This is a genomic window from Microbulbifer sp. GL-2 (genome assembly GCF_007183175.1).
GTDB lineage: Bacteria > Pseudomonadota > Gammaproteobacteria > Pseudomonadales > Cellvibrionaceae > Microbulbifer.
Genome location: NZ_AP019807.1, coordinates 1,708,392 through 1,733,032 on the forward strand (window position 1 = coordinate 1,708,392; position 24,641 = coordinate 1,733,032).

Genomic DNA, 24,641 nt, shown 5'->3' on the forward strand with positions numbered 1-24,641 from the left:
CGGAGGGCCTGGAAAATATAATGAAAAATCCCATTCGCATCAGTTTCGAGTTTTTCCCACCCAAAACCCCCGAAGGTCGCGCAAAACTGCATAAAACCCGCGAGGCTTTACAGGTATTTAATCCAGAGTTTTTTTCTGTCACCTATGGCGCAGGCGGCACTACCCGTGAGACGACCTCGAATATTGTTACCAATATGCGTCGTGACGGCATTTCTATTGCGCCCCATCTCTCTTTTGGTGGTGATAAAGAAGAAACAATCCTCAATTTATTAAATACATATAAAGAGGCGGGTGTAAATCGTATCGTGGCCCTGAGAGGCGATATGCCTTCTGGTATGGGGGCCGTAGCGCAGCTGGTCTATGCGAATGAATTGGTGGCGTTTATCCGCCGCCATACAGGCAATCTTTTCCATCTGGAAGTTGCCGCCTACCCGGAAATACACCCGGAATCCAATAGCTATGATGATGATATACGCTATTTAAAGGGTAAATTCGAGGCAGGAGCCAATAGTGCTTTAACGCAATATTTTTATAACCCGGATTCCTATTTTTATTTTATAGATCAATGTGAAAAAGCAGGAATAGATGCACCGATTTATCCCGGTATAATGCCTATTCTCAATTTTGATAATTTGGTGCGTTTCTCCCGTAATTGTGGTGCAGAAATACCGCGCTGGTTGAAAAAGCGTATGGAGAGTTACCGGAATCCGGAGGATATTCGCAAGTTGGGTCTCGAACTGGTTACGGATCTATGTGAAACGCTTCTGGAAGGTGGTGCGCCAGGATTACATTTTTACACAATGAATAAGACCGATGCCTCAGCATATATCCTTCAGTCCCTGGGCTTAGAAAAGTAAGAAAATAGTTTTCTGGCTGGGGTAGTTAAAAATATTTCCGGTTTACAGAGAAGGGACGATATCAGTCAGCATATTCTGAGAGTTTATAAATGCGTAAATATTGTCCTTCTACTGAACCCTATTTTACTGTAGTTTACAAGGACCCCTCCCTGTTGGTATTGGATAAGCCGAGTGGACTTCTGTGTGTGCCTGGCCGCGATCCTGCCCATAAGGATAGCTTGGCCAGCCGGGTACAGGAGCACTACCCGGAAGCTTTGATCGTACATCGTTTAGATATGGATACTTCAGGACTGGTAGTGATGGCTCGCAGCCCAGAGGTACACAGAGCGCTCAGTACACTCTTCCAGAAACGTAAAGTCGACAAAACCTACTTCGCGCGAGTTTGGGGCGTACCTGAAACTGATATTGGTGAAGTAGATCTACCGCTGATATGTGACTGGCCAAACAGGCCGAGACAGATTGTGGATTTTGAAGTTGGTAAACCTTCTTTAACTCACTGGGAAAAAATTTCCAATTCAAATAGTTGCAGCTTGATTCGATTGAAGCCAATCACTGGGCGGTCGCATCAGTTGCGTGTGCATATGCAGGCAATAGGTCATCCGATATTGGGGGATCCCTTTTATGCTCATAAAGAGGCCGTGGCTGCAGCTTCCAGGTTATTATTGCATGCGAGTGAGTTGAAGTTCATTCATCCTGTTAAAGAAGAAATGTTGCAATTCAATAGTGAACTTCCAAGAGAGTTCTCTGCGAGGAACATTTAGTCAATATGAGTTTGATTTTGTGAGATGAAAAAAGGCGATTAAATAATCGCCTTTTTTATTTTTCTGCTATTTTTTACTTTTCATTGCCGCCAAGAGAAGGTCGCCCATACTGCCTTGGCTTCCCTTCTGCGGGCGATTTCCCTGTTGCTTGCCATAGCGTTGGGCCTGGCGATTTTCCCGCTGGTCACCTTTTTTAACACCTCCACTACCCTGTTCTCCTGGTTCATCGGAGAGGCGCATGGAGAGGCCGATGCGCTTACGCGCTACGTCCACTTCCATTACTTTCACCTTTACGATATCGCCGGCTTTTACAACGTCATGGGGATCTTTGACGAACTTTTCTGAGAGTGCGGAAATATGTACCAGGCCATCCTGATGCACACCGATATCCACAAAGGCACCGAAATTGGTGACATTGGTAACGGTACCCTCAAGTACCATGGAGGGACGCAGGTCTTTGATTTCTTCTACGCCATCCTCAAAGCGGGCGGTGCGGAACTCCGGGCGTGGGTCACGACCGGGTTTTTCCAGTTCGGCGATGATGTCGGTAACGGTGGGTACCCCGAATTTTTCGTCGGTGTAGTCCGCTGGATTCAGGAGACGTAGGAAAGCGGAGTCACCGATCAGGCTGTTGATTTCACGACCGCATTTCTCGGCAATACGTTTTACCACGATATAGGATTCCGGGTGTACACCGGATTTATCCAGAGGGTTGTCGCCGTTATTAATCCGCAGGAACCCAGCGGCTTGTTCGAAGGCCTTGGGCCCCAGGCGCGGTACTTCCATCAGCTGCTTGCGGTTTTTAAAGGCGCCGTTCTGATCCCGGAAGCTGACGATATTGCTGGCGATAGAGGCAGTCAGGCCAGAAACTTTGGCCAGCAGTGGCGCTGAGGCGGAGTTCAGCTCTGCACCGACACCGTTTACACAGTCTTCCACTACAGCGTCGAGGGAGCGCGCCAACTGTGTCTGAGACACATCGTGTTGATATTGGCCAACACCAATGGATTTGGGTTCGATTTTAACCAGTTCTGCCAGCGGGTCCTGCAGACGGCGGGCGATAGAGATAGCGCCGCGAATAGTTACGTCCAGGTCAGGGAACTCCCGCGCGGCAAATTCGGAGGCGGAGTACACGGAGGCACCGGCTTCGTTCACCACTACCTTTTGTGCGCCAAGCTTGTATTGCTTAATGGTCTCGCCGACAAACTTGTCGGTCTCACGGCTGGCAGTGCCGTTGCCGATCGCAATCAGGCCCACATTGTATTTATTACACAGTGCCGCGATGACAGCAGCGGATTCCTGGTGACGATTTTGTGGTGGGTTGGGGAAGATCGCAGTGTGATCCAGTATCTTGCCAGTGGCATCTACCACGGCTACTTTGACCCCTGTGCGCAGGCCCGGATCCAGGCCGATAGTAGCTTTTTGTCCTGCAGGTGCCGCCAGTAACAAGTCTTTGAGGTTGCGGGAGAAAACCTTGATAGCTTCTTCTTCCGCTTTTTCCCGCAGCTCACCCAGAAGGTCGGTTTCCAGTGCAGTGAGTAGCTTGATACGCCAGGTCCAGCGCACTACTTCGCCAAGCCATTTGTCCGCTGGGCGCCCTTCATCGCTGATATCGAAGTGTCTGGCGATCATGGTTTCGCAGGGGTGGCCGGAGGTAGGAGAGGCTCCCTCTTCTTCCGGCAGTCCCACACTGATGGCGAGGATACCCTCGTTGCGACCGCGAAAGATGGCCAGGGCGCGGTGGGACGGTACCCTGGACCAGTCTTCAGCGTACTCAAAGTAATCGCGGAATTTGGCTCCCTCTTCCTCTTTGCCGTCCAGCAGTTTGGATTTGACCTGGCCATCGCGTTTGAGGAAATCTCGCAGCCTGCCCAGCAGCTCGGCATCCTCGGCGAAACGCTCCATCAGGATAAACTTCGCTCCGTCTAGAGCTGCCTTGATGTCTTTCACCTGTAAGGAGGTGTCTTCGTTATCGGTGTTGAGATATTGCTGCGCCTCTATCGCAGGGTCTAGGCTGGGATCGTTGATCAGCGTGTTAGCCAATGGCTCAAGGCCCGCTTCGATGGCGATTTGCCCTTTGGTGCGGCGCTTGGGTTTGTAGGGGAGATAGAGGTCCTCAAGGCGGTTCTTGGTATCGGCACTGTTGATCTGTTGTGCCAGTTCCGGTGAGAGTTTGCCCTGCTCATCAATACTTTTCAGGATCGTTGCGCGTCGCTCTTCCAGTTCGCGCAAGTAGCGCAGCCGGTCTTCCAGGTTGCGCAGTTGGGTGTCGTCCAGGGCCCCTGTCACCTCTTTCCGGTAGCGGGCGATAAATGGCACGGTAGCACCTTCATCGAGCAGGGATACTGCGGCTGTGACCTGTTGAGGGCGTACATTGAGTTCTTCGGCGATGCGAACGTTGATATCCAGCATTTGATGTTTACATCCGTTTTCCGGGGGATTTCGTACTTCTAGGAGCGGGGTTTGACCGGGAACAAGCCTGTCGGTTTCCTTGGCTTTGTGCGGCCCGGCTGCCTCTCCTGCAACGGTAAATTGGGTTAGGCATTATGCGTTACCCAGGCGTCGCGAGGAAGGTTTGCGATAGGACACAAACTCCTGCGGCAACCTGCATCTAAATACACGCTTAGCCGCGTCGAACACCTGTAGAATGCGCGCTAATTAAAATTTGATCAGTTTCGGTCACAAGATTGGGGTAGAGGGTACCTGTGAAAGTTTCGAGCAAGAACAAGCTATTACTTACCGTTTTGGTTATTGGGGCGGCTGCCATTGCTACAGTGGTACTCCTTAAACCCAAACCCGAAGAGAAACCACCAGAAGCCGTTGTGCCGCCAGTTGCCGATGTTCTCTATGTGGAGCCGGGCCGTCAGACTCTGTTAGTACCAAGCCAGGGCACTGTGCATGCCCGCCATGAAATTGAAGTGGTGGCCCGCGTCGGTGGTGTTATCGAAAGTGTGGCTGATGCCTTTGTACCTGGTGGCTTCTTCGCCGCAGGGGAGCCCCTGCTCAAATTTGAGCAGGCTGACTACGCCTATAAAGTGACCCGTGCCGAGTCACAGCTGGCTGATGCCAGGTCTGCTCTGGCTCAGGAGCAGGGTCGTGCCAAACAAGCCAAGCGCGAGTGGCGCGACTTGGGTAGCGAGGCCGCCAATGCCCTGTTCCTGCGCAAGCCCCACCTGGCTGCCGCGGAAGCCGCAGTGGCGGCTGCAGGTGCGGATCGCGATCAAGCGAAACTTGACCTTAAGCGCACAACAGTAACAGCGCCTTTTGCCGGCCGCGTAGTCGAAACCTATGTGGACCTGGGCCAGTACATCACCCCGGGTACCAGGCTGGCAAAAATCCATAGCACCGGTATTGCCGAGGTGCGTTTGCCTTTGACTGACCAGCAGCTTGCCCTGCTCGACTTGCCACTAGGTAGATCCATCGAAAACGGTCCTGAAGTACGGCTCCAGGCAGTAGTAGCCGGGCGCGAGCGCGAGTGGCGTGCGCAGTTGGTACGCACTGAAGCGAGTATTGATCCCAATAGTCGTTTTATCTTTGCTGTGGCCCAGGTACAGAACCCCTATGAAGGTGATGCGCCGCTGATGAATGGCCTCTTTGTAGAGGCGGATATCGCCGGTAAAACTTTCGATGATGTGGTGGAATTACCGCGTCAGGCTCTGCACGAAGGAGATCACCTGCTGGTATTGAATGAGGAGAGCAAACTCATTTTCAAAGAGGTGGAATTATTACAAAGCATCGGTGACAAGGTATGGCTGCGCGGGGAGATCGCCACTGGCGACCGCGTGGTGGTCTCCAGCCTGGGGTACTCCCGTGAAGGTATGGCACTGACCGCCAACCCTTTGAATGAGAAACCGGCCGGGTTGGTCGATAGTGTGGAAAGTAGTCCTGAGGCATCGGCTACAGCAGTCAGCGACACTGCGGCGACGAATAATGCTTCTCAGGGAGGCCACTGATGAACGGCATCATTCCCTGGTTCGTACGTAACAGCAAGGCCGCTAACTTGCTGATGATCATGATTATCATCGGCGGTATTTTTGGTATCAGCGGCATTGACCGCGAAGTGTTCCCGGCAATCCAGCCGGGTATTGTCGAAGTGGAGATTTCCTACCCTGGTGCCGGCCCTGCAGAAGTAGAGCAGCAGGTTACTGTGCGCGTGGAAGAGGCTATCGCTGAAGTTAAAGGGATTAAAGAGGTTAACTCTGCTTCCCGCCGCAGCCACTCCTCAGTTGAAATTCAAGCTGTGGACGGTTACGACGAGCTGCGCCTGCTCAACGATATCAAAGTGCAGGTAGACAGTATCAACACCTTCCCCGAAGGGATTGAGCGCCCGGTAATCCGCATGCAGGAGTGGGATACCCAACTGATGATGATCGCCATCGGCGGTCCGGTTTCCGAGAGACAGCTTAAGGAAACTGCCCTGGATTTACGCGATAAACTCACCCTGATTCCCGGTGTGCGCAGTGTGGATATCTGGGGTGAACGTCCGGATGAGTTGTCGATTGAAGTTTCCGAGCTGGACCTGCGCCGCTATAACCTGAGCTTTAACGATGTCGCAGACGCGGTGCGTCGCTCCTCTTTGGATTTGCCCGCAGGTATGGTGCGCTCGGATCGAGGTGACATCCAGGTACAGACACGTGGCCAGGCCTATAGCGCTGAAGACTTCGAGCGTATCCCAGTAGTCAGCCGTGCCGATGGTTCTGTACTGCTGCTGCGGGATGTGGCTACTGTGCGCGATGGCTTTGAAGAGTACAACAACGTCATCCTCTTTAACGGTAACCCGGCCATGAACCTGAGGGTGGTCCAGGGGGAGCCTCTGGACGTAGTCGGTACCGCAGAACGCATCAAAGTCTTTATGGCCGAAGCCCGGACCCAGCTGCCGCCGGGAATGGAGTTTGATATCTGGTTCGATTTCTCCAAGGCTTTTGAAGGCCGTATGAACCTGTTGACCACCAATGCACTGAGTGGTTTTGTGCTGGTATTCGTAATGCTGATGCTGTTTTTGCGCCCAGCATTAGCTATGTGGGTTACGGTAGGCATTATTGTGGCTTTCCTCGGCGCCTTTTGGCTGTTGCCGATCACAGGTGTCAGTTTGAATATGCTGTCGCTGTTCGCCTTCCTGTTAATTCTCGGAATTGTGGTGGACGATGCGATTATTGTGGGAGAGGCAGTGCATGCCGCCCATGATCGCGGCGTAACCGGGTTGGCCGCAGCGGAAGAAGGGGTAAAACAGGTCTCTGCTCCGGTGATCTTCGCCGTAACCTCCACCATGGTGTTCTTTATCCCCATGCTGTTTCTGCCCGGCTACACAGCACAGATGATGCTTGCTTTACCGGTAGTAGTGTTGTTGTGTCTGGCATTCTCCCTGGTGGAGTCGCTGTTGATCCTGCCAGCGCACTTAGTTGGTATGAAGCCGGAGCAACCCGCCAAAACCAGTTTGGGGATCAAGCTGCAGAAACTGCGTGGACACTTTGCCGGGGCAATGAAAACCGCCGGTGATAAGTACTACTTGCCATTGTTGAAAAAATCCCTTGGTAACAGTCGTACTACAGTGATGACGTTTATGTTGGCTCTGGGCCTGTCCATTAGCGTCTTCATGAGCGGCTATGTGGGTTCCTCCTTCTCACCCCAGGTACCCTCGGATCTTTTGGAGCTGCGCGCCAGCATGGCCTCTGGCGAGCCCTTCCATGAGGCAGAGCGTGTCATGAACCAGGTACTGGCTGCGGCGGACAAGCTGGCAACCGATGAAGAGATGCTGGAGATTAATAATGGAGAGCCCTTTGTTCAGAACTCCATGGTTTTCAACTGGCGTGGCAATATATTTGTGATTTTGCAGCTGACTGATGGCGAGCTGCGCGATGTGACATCCAAGACCTTGTCGTTGCGCTGGCGCAAACTTATCGGCGAGATGCCGGCCAGTGTTGAGGATTTGAATATCGACGCCACTATCAATGATGGTGGGAATGGTATGAGCCTGAACCTGAGTACTGCTTCAGGTGACATGGGAGAGCTGCGTGCAGCTGCCGACGCGGTGAAGGAGAAGATGAACACCTACGCAGGTGTTTATGATGTGCGAGATAACCTCACGAGTGCCCGCCGCGATATTGAGATCCAGCTGAAACCTTATGCAAACACCATGGGTATCGACCTGTCGGATGTGGCCAGGCAAGTACGCCAGGGTTTCTATGGCGAGGAAGTACAGCGTATTCCCCGTGGCCGTGAAGACGTACGTGTGATGGTACGCTACCCCCAAGAAGAGCGTGCCAGCGAAGATCAGATGGACCGCATTCGTATCCGCACCGTGGAGGGGGAGGTACCTTTCTCGGCAGTGGCTGATGCGGTTTACGTTCCGGGTTATACCACCATCCGTCGTAATAACCGCGAGCGAACCGTGCGGGTATTTGCCGAGATTACCCCGAATACTTCCTCGGCACAGGAAATTCTCAAGGATATGCGTGAGAGCCTGGTACCTGAGTTACAGCGCCAGTTCCCCGGTTTCTCACTGAGAACTGCTGGGGAGATGCAGGAAGAGGAAGAGTTTAACGGCGCAATCATGGCATTCTTTGTCTTGTCCCTGTTTACAATTTATGCGCTGCTGGCCATTGCTTTCCGCTCCTACTCACAGCCATTGCTGATTCTTACCGCTGTGCCGTTTGGTTTCTTCGGTGCGGTGGTCGGGCACCTGTTGATGGGGCACGATATAAGCATCATGTCCATGCTCGGCTTCCTTGCGGCAGCGGGGGTAGTTGTGAACGACAATCTGGTATTGATGGATCGTATCAATCAGCTGCGTGCTCAGGGCTGGGCGGTAATGGAAGCGGTGATTCAGGCTGGGCGAGATCGTTTCCGCCCGATTATTCTGACTTCCATTACTACCTTTATTGGGTTGGTGCCGATCATGTTTGAGCGCTCTATCCAGGCCCAATTCCTGATTCCGATGGTAATCAGCCTTGCCTTCGGCGTACTGTTTGCCACTGCAGTGACTTTGATCCTGGTGCCAAATTTGTACAAAGTGATCGAAGTGATACGCCCAAAAAGCAAGCGCATGGCAGAGGGTGAGGCCCCAGTTTCATTGGAGACGGTTTGACCGACCTTTAAGCTCAAAGCAATGGCAGAGTTCTTCCGCCATTGCTTCCTCTGAGCATAAATGCCTAAACTCATTGCCTGCAAAATGCCGACATTCCTGTCGGCTTTTTTATAGTGTTTTTATAGGATCTTCACCCATGCGCATCCCGCGTATTTTTTCCAGACAGCCGCTCGCTACGCAACAGGAAGTGGAACTGGATGAATCAGCTTCCCGCCACCTGGTCAAAGTACTTCGCTTGGATACCGGCCATCCTCTGACTCTCTTTGATGGCTGCGGAGGGGAGTACAGCGCGGAATTGATAGGGACTGGAAAGCGTGCGCTGGCACGAACTGGAGAGCTTCATCCGCAAGATCGCCAATCGCCATTGGCACTGACCCTGGCGATCGGCATTTCCCGTGGCGATCGTTTCGATTGGGTGATACAGAAAGCTACAGAGCTGGGGGTGGCGGCAATACAACCGTTGTTTACCGAACGCTGTGAAGTAAAGCTGTTCGGGGACCGCTTACAAAAAAAACTGGGTCATTGGCGCCAGATTGCTATCAGTGCCTGTGAGCAGTGTGAGCGCAACCTGCTTCCAGAGATTGCCGAGCCACTGAAACTGGCGCACTATCTACAAGGCTCTACACAAGAGCCCTCTGCAATGGCCAAGCTGGTGCTACACCACCGCACCGAGCTGGATTTGCATCAGTGGCAGGCCGAACGCGGTAAACCGGATTCAGCCCTTTTGCTGGTGGGCCCAGAGGGAGGGTTATCCCAGGCAGAAATCGATATGTCCTTAGGGCAGGGCTTTATGCCCCTGCGCCTGGGGCCGCGAGTAATGCGTACCGAGACCGCTCCGATAGCTGCGCTCTCGGTGTTACAGTTCCAATGGGGCGATTTATAAGCGTATATTCAGCGGGTAAAACTGATTCAAGTACACTCAGGGAAGGGAAAGTATGATTAAAGTACTTATATGGTTGCTGGGAATCTCGATTATCGTGTTGTCTGTCGCGATTATTGCCCGGCCTCACCTCGCGCGGGATCTCAGTGAGCGCTTAAATGAAACCGGATTCGCTTTTTCCGCTTGGGCACGAATCATTGTCGGCCTGATCCTGTTACTGATCGCAGATACACGCCACTGGTATATCCTGTTTAATGCGCTGGGTGTACTGGTTTTACTCAGTGGCGCCTATATGCTGCAAATCGGTTTTGAGCGCGGCAAGGCGCTGGCGATCAAGATCTCCCGTGGCAATGAAAACTTCCTGCGTATCAGTGGCATTATTGGCGTGATACTTGGCCTGATGCTGCTTTCAGCGCGCTGATTTAACGGGGTCCCATGTCTTCCACAGATTTGGTTATTTTCGATTGCGACGGTGTGTTGGTGGATAGCGAGAGTATCGTCTGCCGCATACTGGCCGAGGAAATGAATAAGCTCGGGATATCCACCACCGCGGAAGAGCTGGATGAGCAGTTCAGTGGGCGGCCCGCCAAGGATTGCCTGCTGGAGATTGAAAAGCGCTATGGTGGCCCCCTGCCCGATCACTATTTTGGTAATACCGAGCGGCTTATTCGCGAGGCTTTTCATGCTGAGTTACAGCCTATAGCCGGTATTGAGGGCTTGCTCGACCAGCTGCAGAAAATCGGCTTGCGCAGTTGTGTGGCCTCTTCCGGTTCCCACCAAAAAATGCAACTGACCCTGAATAAAACCGGCCTGTATGAGTATTTCGACGGCAGAATATTCAGTGCCGAAGATGTATCCCGCGGCAAGCCCTGGCCGGAACTTTTCCTGCATGCGGCCAGCTCCATGGGTGCCGAGCCCGAGCGCTGCCTGGTGGTGGAAGATTCTATCTTTGGAGTGCAGGCTGCTGTGGCGGCGGGTATGCGCGTGGTGGGTTACAGTGGACATCCGGTGCGTGGGCCCCAGCTCGAACAGCAGGGAGCAAGGGTGGTCAGCGACATGATGTCGGTGCTTAACTTTATTTAAGATCTGGCGCAATTTGCCACCTGCTTCCATGCAGCTCCTCCGCCTGTAAGGATTTCTGACCCTTGTTCTACACTGAACCTGACGTCTAGAAATTGGAAGTCCTGTATATGGCGGGCAAATACACATTCGTCTGCTACCTTTTCATACTGGTGACATTCATCGCCGGTTGCCCTGACCCCAACAAGAAATACGCGCTAAAACCCCTGACTGAGGTGCAAACTGGAGAGAGTGAAAAGGCAGCGCGACAGGCGGCCCCCTTTGCTGATGACCTAGTGCGTTTCCTGCGAGGCAATACGCGCAAGGGTGGCGATACTTTTATCCTGCGTCTAGAGTTCGACCCGGGCGGATTTGCGCCGCGTATGGACAGCATCGCTGATCTGGAGGCGCTGCTGGTGATTATGCGTGACTTCCCCGACCTGCGGATCGCTATCGAAGGGCATACCGATAACGCCGGAGATTCGAAGAAAAACCTGCGCCTGTCCCAGTGGCGCGCCGACTGGGTGCAGCATTTTCTGGTGGAGCGGGGTATATCGACGGAACGCATGGAAGCGCAGGGTTATGGGGATACTGATCCCATTGCCGACAATAGTAATAAGGCGGGGCAAAAAGAAAACCGCCGCCTGGTAATCCGGGTACTGAATTTTGATCGGGTGCCCAGTAAGTTACCTCGACGTCAATAGTCCTTGCTGGAAGGACATTGCATAAATAAACCCGGTGCGATGGCGCCGGGTTCAATAGATTGCATACAAGAAAAAGACTAACCGGCGGCTTTACTTAGCCCGTCCCCTTCATTGTCCCCCCCCTGTGCTGGTTTACTGGTCAGTACCTGACGCATCAATCTGGCTCCCTGGCGCCAGCCGAGAATACTCTGTGCGGTTAAGGCGCCAGAGATCATGGCACCAGCAACACCGCAGCTCATCACATCTTGGCCGGTGAGGTATAAGCCCTTTAGGCGGGTCTGGGGCCGCAGCCAGCTCTGCTCGAAACGGTTCGGATCGTGGTCGAGACCATAGATTTCACCTTGAGAATAAAAGCAGAAATAATCTGTGGAGAGCGGCGTCGACAGTTCGTAATAGTCAATTTGTCCGCGCAGGTGTGGGAAATACCGGTAAAGATGTTCCAGCAGGCGCTGGCTGAACTCCTCTTTAAGGGCCTCGTAGTCATCACCACGCTTGCTCCAAGGCTTGTCATGCCACTGGGCAAACCAGTCGTAACTGGCCGGTGCCACAATTTCGATAGTGGCACGCCCCGGATATCGCTGGGTAAAAGTTGGATCCTTGGCTGAAGGGAAGGAGATATAGGCCAGGGGAATATCTTTACTACTATCCTGCAGGAACTCCTGCATATCCCGCTCGTAATTATCGCTGGCGTAAAGCCAATAGTTGGTTTTTGGGAGCTGCAGCTCTTCCGCAGTTTTCTCCAGGCCGATATAAAGGCAAAGGTGCGACATGGAGCGATTAACAGTTTTTAGGTCGCGCACGTAGCCAAGACGTTCACTGGCACTTCGTGGTAATAGCCTTTCAAAGGTATTGAAAACCCCGGCACTGGAAATTACCAGTGGAGCCTCAATCTCAGTGCCATCTGCCATACGCACCCCACGTACACAGTTACCATCCAGTAGGATGGTTTCAACGGTGGCATATGTGAAGACTTCACCGCCGCTAGCCTGGATTTGCGGAATAATGGTTTCGGAAATTTTGCTGGCACCACCGACAGGGTAATAACCGCCATATAAATAGTGCTTGGCGATTAATGCATGAATGATAAAACTGCTCTGGGCCGGGGTCATACCATTATCGCCCCACTGGCCGGTGAGGACCGAAATCAGTTTTTCGTTTTGGGTAATCTCGCCCAACACTTCGCGGGTGGTTTTATTCAGCCAGGAAGGGTCGCGCAGTTTGCGCCACATTCGTGTAATAGGACCACACCAGGAAGGCAGTAATTTTTCCAGCGCTATTCGTTGCATGGACTTGGCCACTTCGTTGAGGCGGCCAAGGTAGCGCTCTATATTTTCCCGTTCGTCGGGGAAGTTCTTTATCAGCTCTTCAATAAAGGCCTCGCGTCCAGCACGAAGATCATATTGTTCCTCACCGACACAGATACGGTCGTACGTCGTATCCATCGGCGCCCAGTGAAGCTGATGGTTGGATATAAAATCGAAGATCTTGCGGGTCATAGTGGGGTGCTCGCCCACATCGCCTATATAGTGAACACCTACGTCCCACTCATAGCCGTTGCGGTCATAAGCATGGGTATAGCCGCCAGCGGTGTAGTGTTGCTCCAGCACCAACACTTTTTTGCCGGTGGCGCTGAGCATAGCTGCAGTAGTGAGACCACCTATCCCGGAGCCAATTACCAAAGCGTCATAGGGTCCCTCCAGGCGGCTCGGGCGATAGCGCCGGCCAATACGCAGGCGGCTCGGCTTGGGGGCACTGCGCTTTTTTTCAGTGGGGTCGGTCATAGTGGCCTCATAGCTATTGTTGTTATTCATTAACCATATCGCTCCCGTAAAGGCTATGCAATAAGTTGCATACTGTAATTGCGTATATGCCCTCTATACGAACTCTCAAATTGAATATACACTTCATATATAAAACGCTTATGAATCGTATAAATATGGGTATTGTGAAAATTTCTGATGATCTACACGATGAGATTCGCAAAGCCAGTACTACCCTGGCGCGCTCCATCAATGCTCAGGCGGAGTACTGGATCAAGATTGGCATGCTGGCTGAACTGAACCCTGAGCTGAGTTACAGCCAGTTGTGCAAGATGTTGTTGCGCACTGAATCTTTCACCTTGGAAGAATTGATTCGTGAATAACATCAAGGTCAAGAGCGCAAAAGAACAGGAGTTGATGCGAGTATCCGGTGAACTACTAAGCCGGGTTTTCGCCATGCTGGATGGCGTTGTGAAGCCAGGTATCAGCACTATGGAAATTAATGATCGGGTAGAGTCGTTCATTGTCCAGGAACTGCAAGCGCGCCCGGCTAGTAAGGGCCAATATGATTACCCTTATGCCCTTAATACCTCAGTGAATGAAGTGGTGTGTCATGGTATGCCGCGCCAGGGCCAGGTATTGCGTGATGGTGATATTGTGAATGTGGATATCACCCTAGAGAAATCAGGTTACATCGCCGATTCCAGCAAAATGTATATGATTGGCAGTGTCACCCCGATGGCAAAAAAGCTAGTGCAGAGTTGCTGTGAGGCCATGTGGGCTGGAATCCGTACGGTTAAACCTGGCGCCACTCTGGGGGATATAGGTCATGCAATACAGCGCTATACAGAGCGACAGGGGTTCAGTGTGGTGCGTGAATACTGTGGTCATGGAATCGGTCGGGAAATGCATGAAGAGCCACAGGTACTACATTATGGACGCCCTGGTAGCGGTATCGTTTTGCAGGAAGGCATGACATTTACCATAGAGCCCATGATCAACCAGGGCAATCGTAAGACAAAATTGAAAAAAGATGGCTGGACCGTTGTGACCAAGGATGGGAAGTTATCGGCCCAGTGGGAGCATACGGTGTTGGTTACCGCGGACGGCTGTGAAGTATTGACCTTAAGGGAAGAAGAAAAAGCACACTAGCCCAATAAATTTCTATTATCAATTTACACGTCACGCCTATAGTACTTATTAAGTATCCGCACTACGTGCCCCTATTTTAACCTTCACTAAATTATAATAGGGGCTTGCATAAATTACCCTTTCAGCACTGGATTATTTTGGCTGCTTTTCAGTTGACTCGGCTGCGACCGCAGAATCATCTTCAATCCATTTGAGAAGCTTTTTTGTCTGTGCACGGATTTTTGCATCGTGAGACCAAGCGAGGGTTCTCTCAAGGAAAGGCTTGGCCAGCTTTGGTTTTTTGAGTTCAGCCAGAAAAAAACCAATAGAGCCATTAATTTCAATACTATTTGGGTTTTGTTGGTAAGCGGCCATCATGGTCTTTAAGGCATCGATAGTATTACCCTTTCTCTGCTGAGCCATCCATTTAAACTGATAAGCCGAAAGTGAATCTGGATTCATTTTTATAGCTATATCAGTGTATTCCAAGGTTTTAGAGTAGCTCTCATTGTCCCAATGGTTGGACTCAAGATTACTCTCCAGTCGATTGAAGAAATAGATAGCTAAATTCGTAGCTATTCTATAATCTATTTCATCTATCCTTGATATTTTCTCGATAAGAGTGTTTGCCGACTCATAATCCTTTTTGTAAAACAAAATATTGGCTTTAAGAGAATCAATTGCTGGAGATGAGGTTGACTTACTTTCTGCTCTTTCCAGGTATCTAAGAGCGAGATCGTACTTTTCCAAATCAATGGCTCTTTCTGCTAGAACCAGCAGTTTTTCATTTTTACTGAGTTTTCTTTTGCTAAGTTGAATATCATCTTTTGTGAGTTTGACCTCATATCCCGATAGCTTACGCTCACGTAGATAGCGCATTAGTGCAACGTCTAGCTCTTTCAGTTCAATGTTGTAATATAGAGGGAATTGCTTTAAGGCATCGCCTCCTTCATTAATTTTTGTTAGGTATTCCTTTGTGGCTTGATTGTACGAGTTTTTCCTGGAGTCTTCGCTAAAAAATAAATAATGAAGTAGTAACCAAGCGCTGCCATAATACCTATTATTATATTCTCCGCCTTTTTTTGTTAGATCTGGCTTGATTATTTGTTTGGCTTTTAAGGGGCCTTGCTCCAAACCGTAAAGCCTCCATTTGGGGAGGTTTCCGATTACTATCGAGTCTTTCTTAATAATGGCGCTTGCCAATAGTTCTGCAAAACCCTCAGAATACCATTTGGGATAACGCATGTTGCCATGCTCTCGCATGAGATGATGGACATACTCATGAAACATGATTTCCCCACCATTTAATATTCCTCGTTTGTTTTCCTGAGAAAAAATTAAAGGGCCGTTGATTGTGTTCGTGTAAAATCCAGCGATACGTCTTGTTCCTGATAATTCATCGAAATCTCTGGATTTGTTGAAATGGTATACCTTGAGCCTTGAATTTTCGGGCCTATCTTCCAATCCTGTTAGTAGGAGTGAAGCTCTGCGAAACTTTTCTAAATCAAGTATCAGGCTCTTGGCTTTTTTAGCAGAAACATCCGAATAAACAGTAAAATTTTCGCTTTTATATTCATGCCAGTCTCGGCTATAAGCTGAGCTGGATAAAATGGATAGGAAAAAAACAAATAGTAAGCTAGATATTCTAGACTTCATGAAACATCTCAAATTGACTGTAAATCTTCTAAGTATGCCCCTATGCGGGTTTGGTTGAATTATACGAGATAATTAAAGGTTATGGTTAATGTGCATATTTTTGACTTTGGGCGACATTTGGGCCCACCTCTATATTTAGTCTTTTAATGACTCATTGACTAGTATTGCCACTGTAATTGAATGTGATGGGCTTAAAGGACCACAATCAGAGTATAAGAGTTAAGGAACCTTGACAGGCACTTCCCGCTTCAACGAATGCTAGATATATACAGCTTTACTGCTAGGGAGAAAATGCGCCCAAAACCAATATTTTTGGTGGTAAGCCTAACAGGGTTTGTGGATATTGATCCACCTTTGACAACAGTACGATGTACGCAATCAGTATTTTTAACTATGGAAAATTAGTTCACCGTTTCTCGTTGGCCATTGCTGTGAACATACCGAGAGCTAGCGTTAACTCTGCGCCTAATGGGTAGTATCCAGAGTAGCCTGGAGTGGCTGGCAGGGTATACTGATAAAGCGATTCCAGCGGAAAAATAGGCTAGGAGGGATAGGGAGTGTGCAGTATTTTTGATGTGGACAAACAGGCGAGCATGGAACGCTTCCTAGATATCTACGGTGTGCAGTATCCCGAACGTATAATTTTTGGCCGCCGTCGCAGGCCCACCCAACAGGTATCGATTGTAACTGGCAGGTATGGCGAGCCCCAAGTGGAAAATGCTATCTGGCATTTGTATCTGGAAAAGGGGGGGGAGGGTTGGAAGCCCCATAAAAAATATTGGTCGATCAATAGCAATTGGAAAAAACTGGACAGCCGCCCGGAGTACCGAAAATCCCGCTGTCTGATCCCTGCGACTGCCTGGATTGAGAGTTTGCGCGGTAGGCATCCAGTGGAATTCAGTTATGGTAAACCCTATTTTTTCTGTGGTCTGTATAAAATCTGGGGTTCTACTTTAAGCTGCTCAATTATCACCCTGGAGGCCCACCCGGCGACAAAAATCTATCATGAGAAATCCCTGCCAATGATTGCTCCAAGGGATTCAGATTTTGTACATAGGTGGCTGAGCAGCAGCATACAAACCAATCAATTTGCGCCTTTTTTACAGCCGCAAATTGAGTACGATAACTGTCAGCTGACTGCCAGGCCAGTGGCGCGCGCCACATCAACTGAATATATAGGTGATTCTATAACTATAAGTTAATAGGCCTGTTAAATTCAGCAGCAAGCCTGACATTAAATCAGGCCTGACCCATCGTTATGGGGTAATGCTAACTATTCTGGCGAAATAATATATCTGTGCGGATAATATATTTTATCCCGTGCTCTATAGGTGTTGAGCTATGTATTCTGTGCAGTGGGTGCATACCATGGGGAAAACAGAGTACCGATCCTGCCGGAGTTCGTACATCGACATCTTTTAATGAGTGTCGGTTTGGCTGTTGAAGAGGATTTTCTCCATTGATCCTGAAGCGAGTAGCTCCACCAGAAAAATCTTCACTGAGTAATATCAGGAAAGTCATTTCGCTAAAGCGATCCGGGTAACCATTGGCAACCAGTTGTCCATCAATAATCCTGCTACCCGGCCAGGCACCATCAGTGTGGAATTTAAAGTAGTCGCCAGGCCCGTAGCGATAAAAACGGAAACGTTGGTTTATTCCCAATGGTTCGCGTCCGCCAAAATAGCTTTTCGGGTCCTGCATAAATTTCTGCACACGTTGCCAGATTAAGCGCTCGGTGCTCTCATCCACAACCCAGGTCAGGTTATCGTTGTGGCGAACCTCTCTGGGCAGGGACACGGCGGCATCCGGCAAATAACCAATGGCCTCTGTTATTTCAATAAAACGTTGGTATTCCTCCGCAGAGAATACGTTGAGCAGTTGAAAAGCCCCGGGCACCTCCAGGATATCGCGTCTCTCTATATCGGAAGGAATAGAGTCCGAGAGCGAAGCGGGGTTTTCCCGGTGGGTTGCCCAAGTGGGCAGGGCCGGGTGCTCCGCACCAGGCTCCCTGGCAATAACAAAGAAATCCTCAACGGGCAGTTTTGATTTACCTTGGGTTTCCGAAGTCTGTGATTTGTTTACAGTTGCTGTACTCATTACTTCAAATTCCGTTCTACCGAATCTTAGAGATTAATTACAGTTAATTGTGCAAACTGGCGATGACCGTCAGCCCCCCCGTGATAGCCGAAGCCACTTTGCTTTGCTCCAACCCAAGGAGTGCCGCCGGCGCCCTGATTGATTCCGATCATGCCGGCCTGCAGACGATTACCCACTTGTACAGCATCTGCTCCACCAAAAACTACTGCGCCGAGTCCATACACCGAGTCGTTTGCTCTATGGATGGCATCATTCACATCAGTAAAATGGTCAATGGCGACCACTGGGCCGAAGGTTTCCTCATCCTCCAGTTGCATTCCCGGCTGTATACCACTGATTACAGTGGGTGGAATAAAGGGTGGCTCGGGTGTTTTTTCTCCGAGTAGCAGCGATGCGCCTTTCTGCAAGGCATCCTGTATATGATTGACTACTTTCTGGTGCTGGCGCTGGTTCACCAGAGGGCCAATATCAGCTTGTGGGTCCTGCCAGCCACCGGTGCGATATTGCTGGGCAATAGAAGTCACCGCTTTTTCAAATTGATCGGCGATGCGGGCATCCACGTAGATACGTTCTGTGGAGGTGCACATTTGCCCGGCATTCTCAAAACTGGAGGCCACCGCAAATTGTGCAGCTCTTTGAAGATCGGCGCTGGCCAGTACGATCATGGGGTCATTGCCACCGAGCTCCATCACCAGGCGCTTCAGGGCGGGCGCGGCGTTGGCCATGATCGTCTGGCCGGTTGCCCGTGAGCCGGTGAAGGCGACCATGTTAATTTCTGATCGCACCAGGGCTTCACCTGTGTGGCCATCACCATGGGCAATTTGCAGAATACCCTCGGGCAGGGTTTCATTTAGGGTTTGCACCAGTAGATCTGCCACCAGTGGGGACTCCTCCGAAGGTTTGAGGATCACGCTGTTCCCGGCTACAAGGGCAGGTACAAGCAGGTTGTTGGCCATAGCCAATGGGTAATTCCACGGAGAAATTACGGCCACAACCCCCAGAGGGCGATATTGAATTTCACTGCCACCGCTACGTCGGCTGCTCAATGCTGTACCGGCATCCCCCGCCAGCCAAATACCACCTTGAATAGCGCCGCCGGCTTCATACTGAGCACGTCGCGCATCCTTACCCATTTCACGACTGATAAGTTGCACCAGGGCACTTTGCACTGGCTGCAGTTTTTCATAGGCCCGTTGCAGAACCTGCACACGCTGTTGCACCGATTGATTGGCCCACTGCGTCTGGACCTTCCTGGCTTTAGCAACTTTTTTTTGAATGGAATTCCGGTCGCTCACTTCAACGCTGCCAACCTGTTCACCGTTTAGTGGATCAATAGAAAATAAATTTTGGGTCATATCCTGGTCTCAAAAATTTTATGTGGAGCTGGATTTAAATCGCTCCGCAATTTGGACTTTAGTCTTTAAATAAGGCGATGGTGCGCAGCTCGATACTGGTACGGCGCGGGGCGCCAGAGCTTCCGGGGAGATCGAATGCTGTGTGGGGCACGCCGGTGATGGGGCCCTGCTGCTCACTGTCGAATACGCGTAGCAGTAACCCTTCCCCCGGTTGCATATCACTGAACCAGACCCAGCGATGTTTCGGGTTGGCGCTAATCACCGAGATTTGGCCCTCTCGCTCCGGGTAAATCAGACGCATCTTGTGGAAATCCGCTTCGTCCACGCTGCGTAAATCTGCCATTGCCAATGGCGATTCTTTTACGGTGCGCAGCAGTGGCAGCCACAAATTGATGAACTTATAGCGAGGATATTCTTCCGTATTTAATCCGTGCTCAGGCAGTGTCTGTCGAAGCTGTCTGTCGGCGGACCAGGGAGTGTAATCGTTGTGTACGGTCTTCACTGGAGAGCGGCGGCTGCGGCTCTGTTCAGTGGGCCCCTCAGCTGAGGGCTGTGCCCGTAGGGTGTGATCAAAGGTAAGGACATGGGCCGCGCCGAGGCGTTTCGCTATCCAGGTCTCAATGGCCGGGTACCACTCACTGCGAATTAAGCGGTCGCGTTCGGCCGGAGTGACGCTATTGGCAGTGTGGCTGTCCAGAGCCTTCAGGACATCATCAAACTGGTGCAAGTCTATTGCCAGCAACGGCCTCACCAGCTCAAAGCCCTGAATATCCAGGCTAAACTCTTCGCCCGTGCGCTGTAGGGCGCGGCCATCCTGAATAGGCATGGGTTGAGGGTTAACTTCATCCAGCAGGTGACTGGGGCCAGGCCCCGCCTTGCGGTGATCGTATACCAGCTCACTATCGGTATTTGCGTAGTTGATTGTCGCCTTGAGCAGCCGGCTCGGCGTGGCGTGCAGAGTCTCGGTCAGCATGGTGGCTTCCTCCCATATCTTTGATGCGAGATGCATCAGTTCTTATGGGCAATGGTAGGTTCAGCTGGATACAATGAAAATCAAGTAACAATTGTGAGTGATACAGGTTTGAGCAGAAATCACGGTGTCGACCGACTGGGCAGGTTGGAACTGAAACAATTGCGTCTTTTGCAGGCCATATTACGGGAATTGAATCTATCGCGGGTAGCGGATCAGCTTGGTGTAAGCCAGCAGACGGTCAGCGAGCAGTTGAAACGATTGCGGGAAATATTTGATGACCGGTTGTTCATTCGAACCAGCAACGGCGTTATTCCCACCCCACTGGCCGAACGCCTGGCGCCAAGGCTGGATAGTGTCCTTAATGAGATTGCCGCTCTGTTACGTGATGATGAGTTCGATCCGGCTGAGCACCAAGGAATTTTTACTATCAGTGCCACCGATTTCGAGCAGCGAGTGGTGTTGCCGGTCTTGCTCAAGCAATTGCGCAAGCAGGCGCCGGGCCTCAAGGTCGTAGTGCTCAAGCTGGAAATTGACCGTATGGCCCAACAACTGCAAACCGGCGAGGTGGATTTGGTGTTCAGTACACCGGGATTTATACCGGATAGCTGCCCGAGTATGTTGCTTTACCGTGAGCACTATGTCTGTGTAAGTTGCCGGCACACAGGGGTGCCGCTTGAAAGTGGAAAACCCCTTAACTTGGATAAGCTGGCAGAGATTCCCCAGCTGGTTGTCTCCCCCTCCCGCGGTGACCTGCGCGGTATGGTAGACAGCTGGTTTGAGCAGTTTGGCCTGAAGCGTAATGTTGTACTATCGGTCCCTTCCTTTGCCGCCGCAGCTGAGTGTATAGCCTCCACCAGTACTGTGGCTTTTTTACCATCGCGCCTCTTACCAGACCCGCGCCTGCATACCCTACCTATTAGCGAACAACCTCCCGGGTTTGATGTGGTGGCCGCGTGGCACACCCGCAGTGGGCAAGACCCGCTGCATAAATGGATCAGGCAGTTGTTGGCGGGGTTATTCACCTCGGGAGCTGCTGTGGATGAGTACCTTTAGAGAGCCTTGTGCTGGATCAAGTCCGAGGGTGAATGCTTGCCAAGCTGGGGGCAGCAAGTTCTAAGGGCAGAGATGACGAGATTATGGATATTGTGCCTGGCTCTATCGGGTCAGGGCCCTTTGGAGTTCTCTTAGCGTAGGGAAGAGGTTCTCAATGGTAGGCACTTAATAAAATGAAAGCTCAGCTTCCTACACTTGCCCGGTAAAAATCTACAGGCTGAAAAATATGCCTGGATCTTTCTCCTGAGCTTGATCTGACCCAGAAGTATTTAAATGGAAAGCGGGCATAATCGCCCCTTTCTGCCACCGATAACAAACCACTTGGAAATTGGTAGCCCACTTATGCAACACAATACCAATGTTTACCTGATGCGAATGGTTGAATCCCTAGGTGTTCTGGTTAGAAAACGCCTGTGGATGCAGATCGTTGTGGCAATGGTATTGGGGTTGGGGCTGGGCCTGCTGCTCTCTCCAGAAGGGGCAGCCCTGGTGAATCAGGATCTTAGTGTGGTGTTGGCCAGCTGGTTCAAGCTGCCTGGTGCACTGTTTCTGAATATGATTCAGATGGTGGTTATTCCCTTGATTGTTTCTTCTATCATTCTGGGGCTTTGCGGCAGCGGTAATGTGGGTCAGCTGAAGCGGGTGGGTTTGCGTATAGCGCCCTATTTCGTCGCCACCACTACAGTCGCAGTTGTTATTGGCATATTGCTGGTACAGTTGATCCAGCCGGGAAACTATATCGATGAATCACTGCTTACGGCGGCAACAGAATTACCCAAATCTGCTCCCCTTCAGGTGCTTGAATCCAAACCTCTGCCCGAGCGGATTGCCGAGCTGATACCAGCCAACCTGAATGAAAGCATTGCCATGCGTAATATGTTGCAGCTGGTGGTCTACGCCATCTTTACCGGTGTTGCGGTGATGTTACTACCGCAGAAGCAGCGCGAAACGGCAGTGTATGCCTTCGGTATAGTGCAGGAAATTGCCTTGAAAATAGTCGGCTGGGCCATGTTGTTTGCGCCGCTGGCTGTATTTGGTCTCCTGGCGGACATCGCTATTCGCGTCGGCCTGACAGCGATTCTCGGGATGTCGGTTTATGTTGGCACAGTAATTTTAGGACTGCTGATCCTGCTGATGTTTTACCTGGCAATTGTCTCCCTGGTTTCTCCAGCCGGCCCACTGAAATTCCTGCAGCGTATAAGTGGTGTTCAGCTTCTCGCCTTTTCTACCTCAAGCTCAGCGGCGGTGATGCCATTGTCTATGCGGACTGCCGAGACTTCCCTTGGAGTAAAGCCCCCTATCGCCAAATTTATCGTGCCCCTCGGCGCTACCGTGAATATGGATGGTACCGCGCTATATCAGGTAATTGCAGCGGTGTTCCTGACCCAGGTATACGGGATTGACCTCAGTACTGCCCAATTGGTGGGACTGACGGTAACTACCGTGGGCGCCTCTATTGGCTCGCCAAGCACTCCTGGTGTGGGTATTGTTATTCTCGCGACTATCCTCGCCGGAATTGGTGTTCCACCGGAAGGTATTGCTTTGATTATTGGTGTGGACCGGATACTCGATATGTGCAGGACCGCCGTAAACGTCACGGGCGACCTCACTGCTTGCTTGGTGATGGATAAATTACTGGGCAGCGACAGCCTGGAGGAACCTGAAACCCAAACCGCTTAAGTGTCTTTTCGGGAGGTTTGGGGACTAGGAGTTAATGGGAGCTTTGCAGTATCTCCAGGGTGCGGGGGTCTTGTTTGCCCCCATAATATTTTTCTAAAACCTGCATAAATAGATTGTCTGAACCGCCTGCAGCGAGGGCGAACAGGGTCATACTGGATCTTACCTTGATGGCATCAAGGCTACCGAATATTTCCAGGGCGCTGAGATCTTGCAGCTTTAATAACTCTTGGCAACACTCTCGCAATCGCGGGCCAAGCTTTGGGTGCTTCAGGTAAGCCTGTGCCTCCTCCAGGCTTGCCATTCCATATCGTTGTGATGTAGCGCTGTGTCCTAGCCCTTTTAGCTGCGGGAAAATATACCAAATCCAATGGCTGCGTTTGTGCCCCTGTCGTAACTCCTGCACGGCCTGTGCATAAGTATCGTTTTGTGCCTGGCAGAACCGCTCCAGGTCAAAATAATCACTCATAAAAATTTCCGTAAACAAGCTATCCAGGTGTTACAGGAAAGAAAAAGCGTAGCATGAATATCAATAGGGCAGGTTACCGGGCCCATCTTTTGACCCGTTATAGTAGAAAGAAGTAGTACCTGCCCACTAAACGGCTGCTTTCGCGCCGTGCTTACTCGTGGTGATAAAACCCTTGCACATTACGCCTTATTCGACGCTAAATTTTTTCAAGATTTTTTATATAAAAGACGGGGTTAACCGCCCTTTTGATTGAAGAAATTCAATTTAAGCGGTGGGCAATAAAGCCCGTATATCATCAGGTATCGGCATAGATTTCCCAGCCTGTTGGCCTACCCAAACAATCTTAGCTTCACCGGTTGTGTAGAGTTTATCGGTGTTATCCTTATCTCTGATTTCATAATAGCTATTAAAGCTACTGCGCCCGGGAATGCCGCCATACATACTTACAGTAATACTGGCAGGAAATACCAAAGGTAAATGAAAATTGGCTGAGGCATTCAGTAATACAGGGCCACCTCCTTGATTGCTGCTGAGAGCGCCTGAGCTATATATCGAGGCTAACCAACTGCAGCGACATTGCTCAAAGTAGGTGAAGTAGGTAGCGTTGTTAATATGGCCAAAGGCATCCATATCGCCCCAGCGTACAGCTAAGGTTTCCTGATGTAGAAGGTTGCGGGGGGCTTCACTCATTGTTATTACACTTAAATCAAAACAGTAAAGCGGTTAATTGTAATGGGCTGTTGGTGCTATGAGTAGGTTTATATTTTATATCGTAAAGGTCATGCAAGGTTGTAAGAAAACGTCAATATTGCCTTTATTTTTCTTATTCATTAACAGGAATTTAATCGAAGCTTATTTTGTAAGCTGCCAGGCAGCTCTAGATTTAGTTTACCTATAATTGGTTGCCAACTTGATGTGAGTTAGAAATATCGTTACCCCTACGTTGTGGCGATTGATTAGTAAAAGAAATCAGCAATAAAAAGCTGGCATCAAATTGTAAATGAATATTTATACTAATTACGGCAATGGCGAGCTCCTTGATTCCCATGACGGGTTCGCCCAATAGGTTCTTCCTATCGGAATAGGAGACCCGCACAGTCTTTCCCAGCTACCAGTCCAATTTCTCGC

Annotated in this window: 22 protein-coding genes; 13 read left to right on the plus strand and 9 right to left on the minus strand. The window is 50.6% G+C overall.

What is annotated here, in order from left to right:
• Positions 1–20: 20 nt before the first annotated feature.
• Positions 21–857 (plus strand): methylenetetrahydrofolate reductase [NAD(P)H], encoded by an 837-nt coding sequence (gene metF / locus GL2_RS07490; protein ID WP_143730069.1) that lies wholly within the window; start codon positions 21–23, stop codon positions 855–857.
• Positions 858–946: 89 nt separating this feature from the next.
• Positions 947–1,618: an RluA family pseudouridine synthase gene (locus GL2_RS07495; RefSeq protein ID WP_143730070.1), complete on the plus strand. Its 672-nt coding sequence runs from the start codon at positions 947–949 to the stop codon at positions 1,616–1,618.
• Positions 1,619–1,684: 66 nt separating this feature from the next.
• Here the strand turns inward: GL2_RS07495 and GL2_RS07500 are convergent, their stop codons facing one another.
• On the minus strand, positions 1,685–4,027 hold the full coding sequence (locus GL2_RS07500; RefSeq protein ID WP_143730071.1) for a Tex family protein: 2,343 nt from the start codon (positions 4,025–4,027) through the stop codon (positions 1,685–1,687).
• 293 nt (positions 4,028–4,320) lie between these two features.
• On the opposite strand from GL2_RS07500, the gene GL2_RS07505 reads away from it, so the two are divergent.
• The 6 genes from GL2_RS07505 (at position 4,321) to GL2_RS07530 (ending at position 11,342) form a co-directional block, all read left to right on the plus strand.
• Positions 4,321–5,568 carry an efflux RND transporter periplasmic adaptor subunit gene (locus GL2_RS07505; RefSeq protein ID WP_143730072.1) on the plus strand — a complete coding sequence of 416 codons (1,248 nt, stop codon included), beginning with the start codon at positions 4,321–4,323 and terminating at the stop codon, positions 5,566–5,568.
• A complete protein-coding gene (locus GL2_RS07510; RefSeq protein ID WP_143730073.1) occupies positions 5,568–8,699 on the plus strand; it encodes an efflux RND transporter permease subunit in 3,132 nt (1,043 codons plus the stop codon). Before GL2_RS07505 ends, GL2_RS07510 begins: the two co-directional genes overlap by 1 nt.
• A 136-nt stretch (positions 8,700–8,835) precedes the next feature.
• Positions 8,836–9,582, plus strand: a complete 747-nt coding sequence (locus GL2_RS07515; RefSeq protein WP_143730074.1) for a 16S rRNA (uracil(1498)-N(3))-methyltransferase — start codon at positions 8,836–8,838, stop codon at positions 9,580–9,582.
• A gap of 52 nt (positions 9,583–9,634) precedes the next feature.
• Positions 9,635–10,000 (plus strand): hypothetical protein, encoded by a 366-nt coding sequence (locus GL2_RS07520; protein WP_143730075.1) that lies wholly within the window; start codon positions 9,635–9,637, stop codon positions 9,998–10,000.
• A gap of 14 nt (positions 10,001–10,014) precedes the next feature.
• Positions 10,015–10,662, plus strand: a complete 648-nt coding sequence (locus GL2_RS07525; protein ID WP_143730076.1) for an HAD family phosphatase — start codon at positions 10,015–10,017, stop codon at positions 10,660–10,662.
• 107 nt (positions 10,663–10,769) lie between these two features.
• Complete coding sequence (locus GL2_RS07530) at positions 10,770–11,342, plus strand: OmpA family protein (RefSeq protein ID WP_143730077.1); 573 nt, start codon at positions 10,770–10,772, stop codon at positions 11,340–11,342.
• A 77-nt stretch (positions 11,343–11,419) separates the two neighbouring features.
• On the opposite strand, the gene GL2_RS07535 is transcribed toward GL2_RS07530, so the two are convergent.
• Positions 11,420–13,153, minus strand: a complete 1,734-nt coding sequence (locus GL2_RS07535) for an NAD(P)/FAD-dependent oxidoreductase (RefSeq protein ID WP_232053787.1) — start codon at positions 13,151–13,153, stop codon at positions 11,420–11,422.
• 125 nt (positions 13,154–13,278) lie between these two features.
• Here GL2_RS07535 and GL2_RS07540 point away from each other — a divergent pair, with 125 nt between their 5' ends.
• Positions 13,279–13,485 (plus strand): ParD-like family protein, encoded by a 207-nt coding sequence (locus tag GL2_RS07540; protein ID WP_143732826.1) that lies wholly within the window; start codon positions 13,279–13,281, stop codon positions 13,483–13,485.
• A gap of 34 nt (positions 13,486–13,519) precedes the next feature.
• Positions 13,520–14,254 (plus strand): type I methionyl aminopeptidase, encoded by a 735-nt coding sequence (gene map / locus GL2_RS07545; RefSeq protein ID WP_370452150.1) that lies wholly within the window; start codon positions 13,520–13,522, stop codon positions 14,252–14,254.
• Between the two features lie 132 nt (positions 14,255–14,386).
• On the opposite strand, the gene GL2_RS07550 is transcribed toward map, so the two are convergent.
• Positions 14,387–15,889 (minus strand): lipopolysaccharide assembly protein LapB, encoded by a 1,503-nt coding sequence (locus tag GL2_RS07550; RefSeq protein WP_143730079.1) that lies wholly within the window; start codon positions 15,887–15,889, stop codon positions 14,387–14,389.
• A gap of 557 nt (positions 15,890–16,446) precedes the next feature.
• Here GL2_RS07550 and GL2_RS07555 point away from each other — a divergent pair.
• On the plus strand, positions 16,447–17,091 hold the full coding sequence (locus GL2_RS07555; RefSeq protein ID WP_143730080.1) for an SOS response-associated peptidase family protein: 645 nt from the start codon (positions 16,447–16,449) through the stop codon (positions 17,089–17,091).
• Positions 17,092–17,158: 67 nt separating this feature from the next.
• Here GL2_RS07555 and GL2_RS07560 read toward each other — a convergent pair whose 3' ends face one another.
• From GL2_RS07560 to GL2_RS07570, 3 genes are read right to left on the minus strand one after another with little or no spacing between them, the layout of a single operon-like run.
• Positions 17,159–17,986, minus strand: coding sequence for a 2OG-Fe(II) oxygenase (locus GL2_RS07560; RefSeq protein ID WP_197736533.1), 828 nt, complete (start codon positions 17,984–17,986; stop codon positions 17,159–17,161).
• 26 nt (positions 17,987–18,012) lie between these two features.
• A complete protein-coding gene (locus GL2_RS07565; protein WP_143730081.1) occupies positions 18,013–19,341 on the minus strand; it encodes an aldehyde dehydrogenase in 1,329 nt (442 codons plus the stop codon).
• 58 nt (positions 19,342–19,399) lie between these two features.
• Positions 19,400–20,314: a CmcJ/NvfI family oxidoreductase gene (locus GL2_RS07570; RefSeq protein ID WP_143730082.1), complete on the minus strand. Its 915-nt coding sequence runs from the start codon at positions 20,312–20,314 to the stop codon at positions 19,400–19,402.
• A gap of 108 nt (positions 20,315–20,422) precedes the next feature.
• Here GL2_RS07570 and GL2_RS07575 point away from each other — a divergent pair, with 108 nt between their 5' ends.
• Both GL2_RS07575 and GL2_RS07580 read left to right on the plus strand, forming a co-directional pair.
• Positions 20,423–21,367: a LysR family transcriptional regulator gene (locus GL2_RS07575; RefSeq protein WP_232053788.1), complete on the plus strand. Its 945-nt coding sequence runs from the start codon at positions 20,423–20,425 to the stop codon at positions 21,365–21,367.
• Between the two features lie 342 nt (positions 21,368–21,709).
• Positions 21,710–23,047, plus strand: a complete 1,338-nt coding sequence (locus tag GL2_RS07580) for a dicarboxylate/amino acid:cation symporter (protein WP_172621085.1) — start codon at positions 21,710–21,712, stop codon at positions 23,045–23,047.
• 31 nt (positions 23,048–23,078) lie between these two features.
• On the opposite strand, the gene GL2_RS07585 is transcribed toward GL2_RS07580, so the two are convergent.
• From GL2_RS07585 to GL2_RS21440, 3 genes are all read right to left on the minus strand, one after another.
• On the minus strand, positions 23,079–23,513 hold the full coding sequence (locus GL2_RS07585) for a DUF1810 domain-containing protein (protein WP_143730084.1): 435 nt from the start codon (positions 23,511–23,513) through the stop codon (positions 23,079–23,081).
• A 264-nt stretch (positions 23,514–23,777) separates the two neighbouring features.
• Positions 23,778–24,203: a thioesterase family protein gene (locus tag GL2_RS07590; RefSeq protein WP_143730085.1), complete on the minus strand. Its 426-nt coding sequence runs from the start codon at positions 24,201–24,203 to the stop codon at positions 23,778–23,780.
• Positions 24,204–24,405: 202 nt separating this feature from the next.
• Entirely contained in the window at positions 24,406–24,576 is a 171-nt protein-coding gene (locus GL2_RS21440; protein WP_172621086.1) for a hypothetical protein, read from the minus strand.
• Between the last annotated feature and the right edge of the window lie 65 nt (positions 24,577–24,641).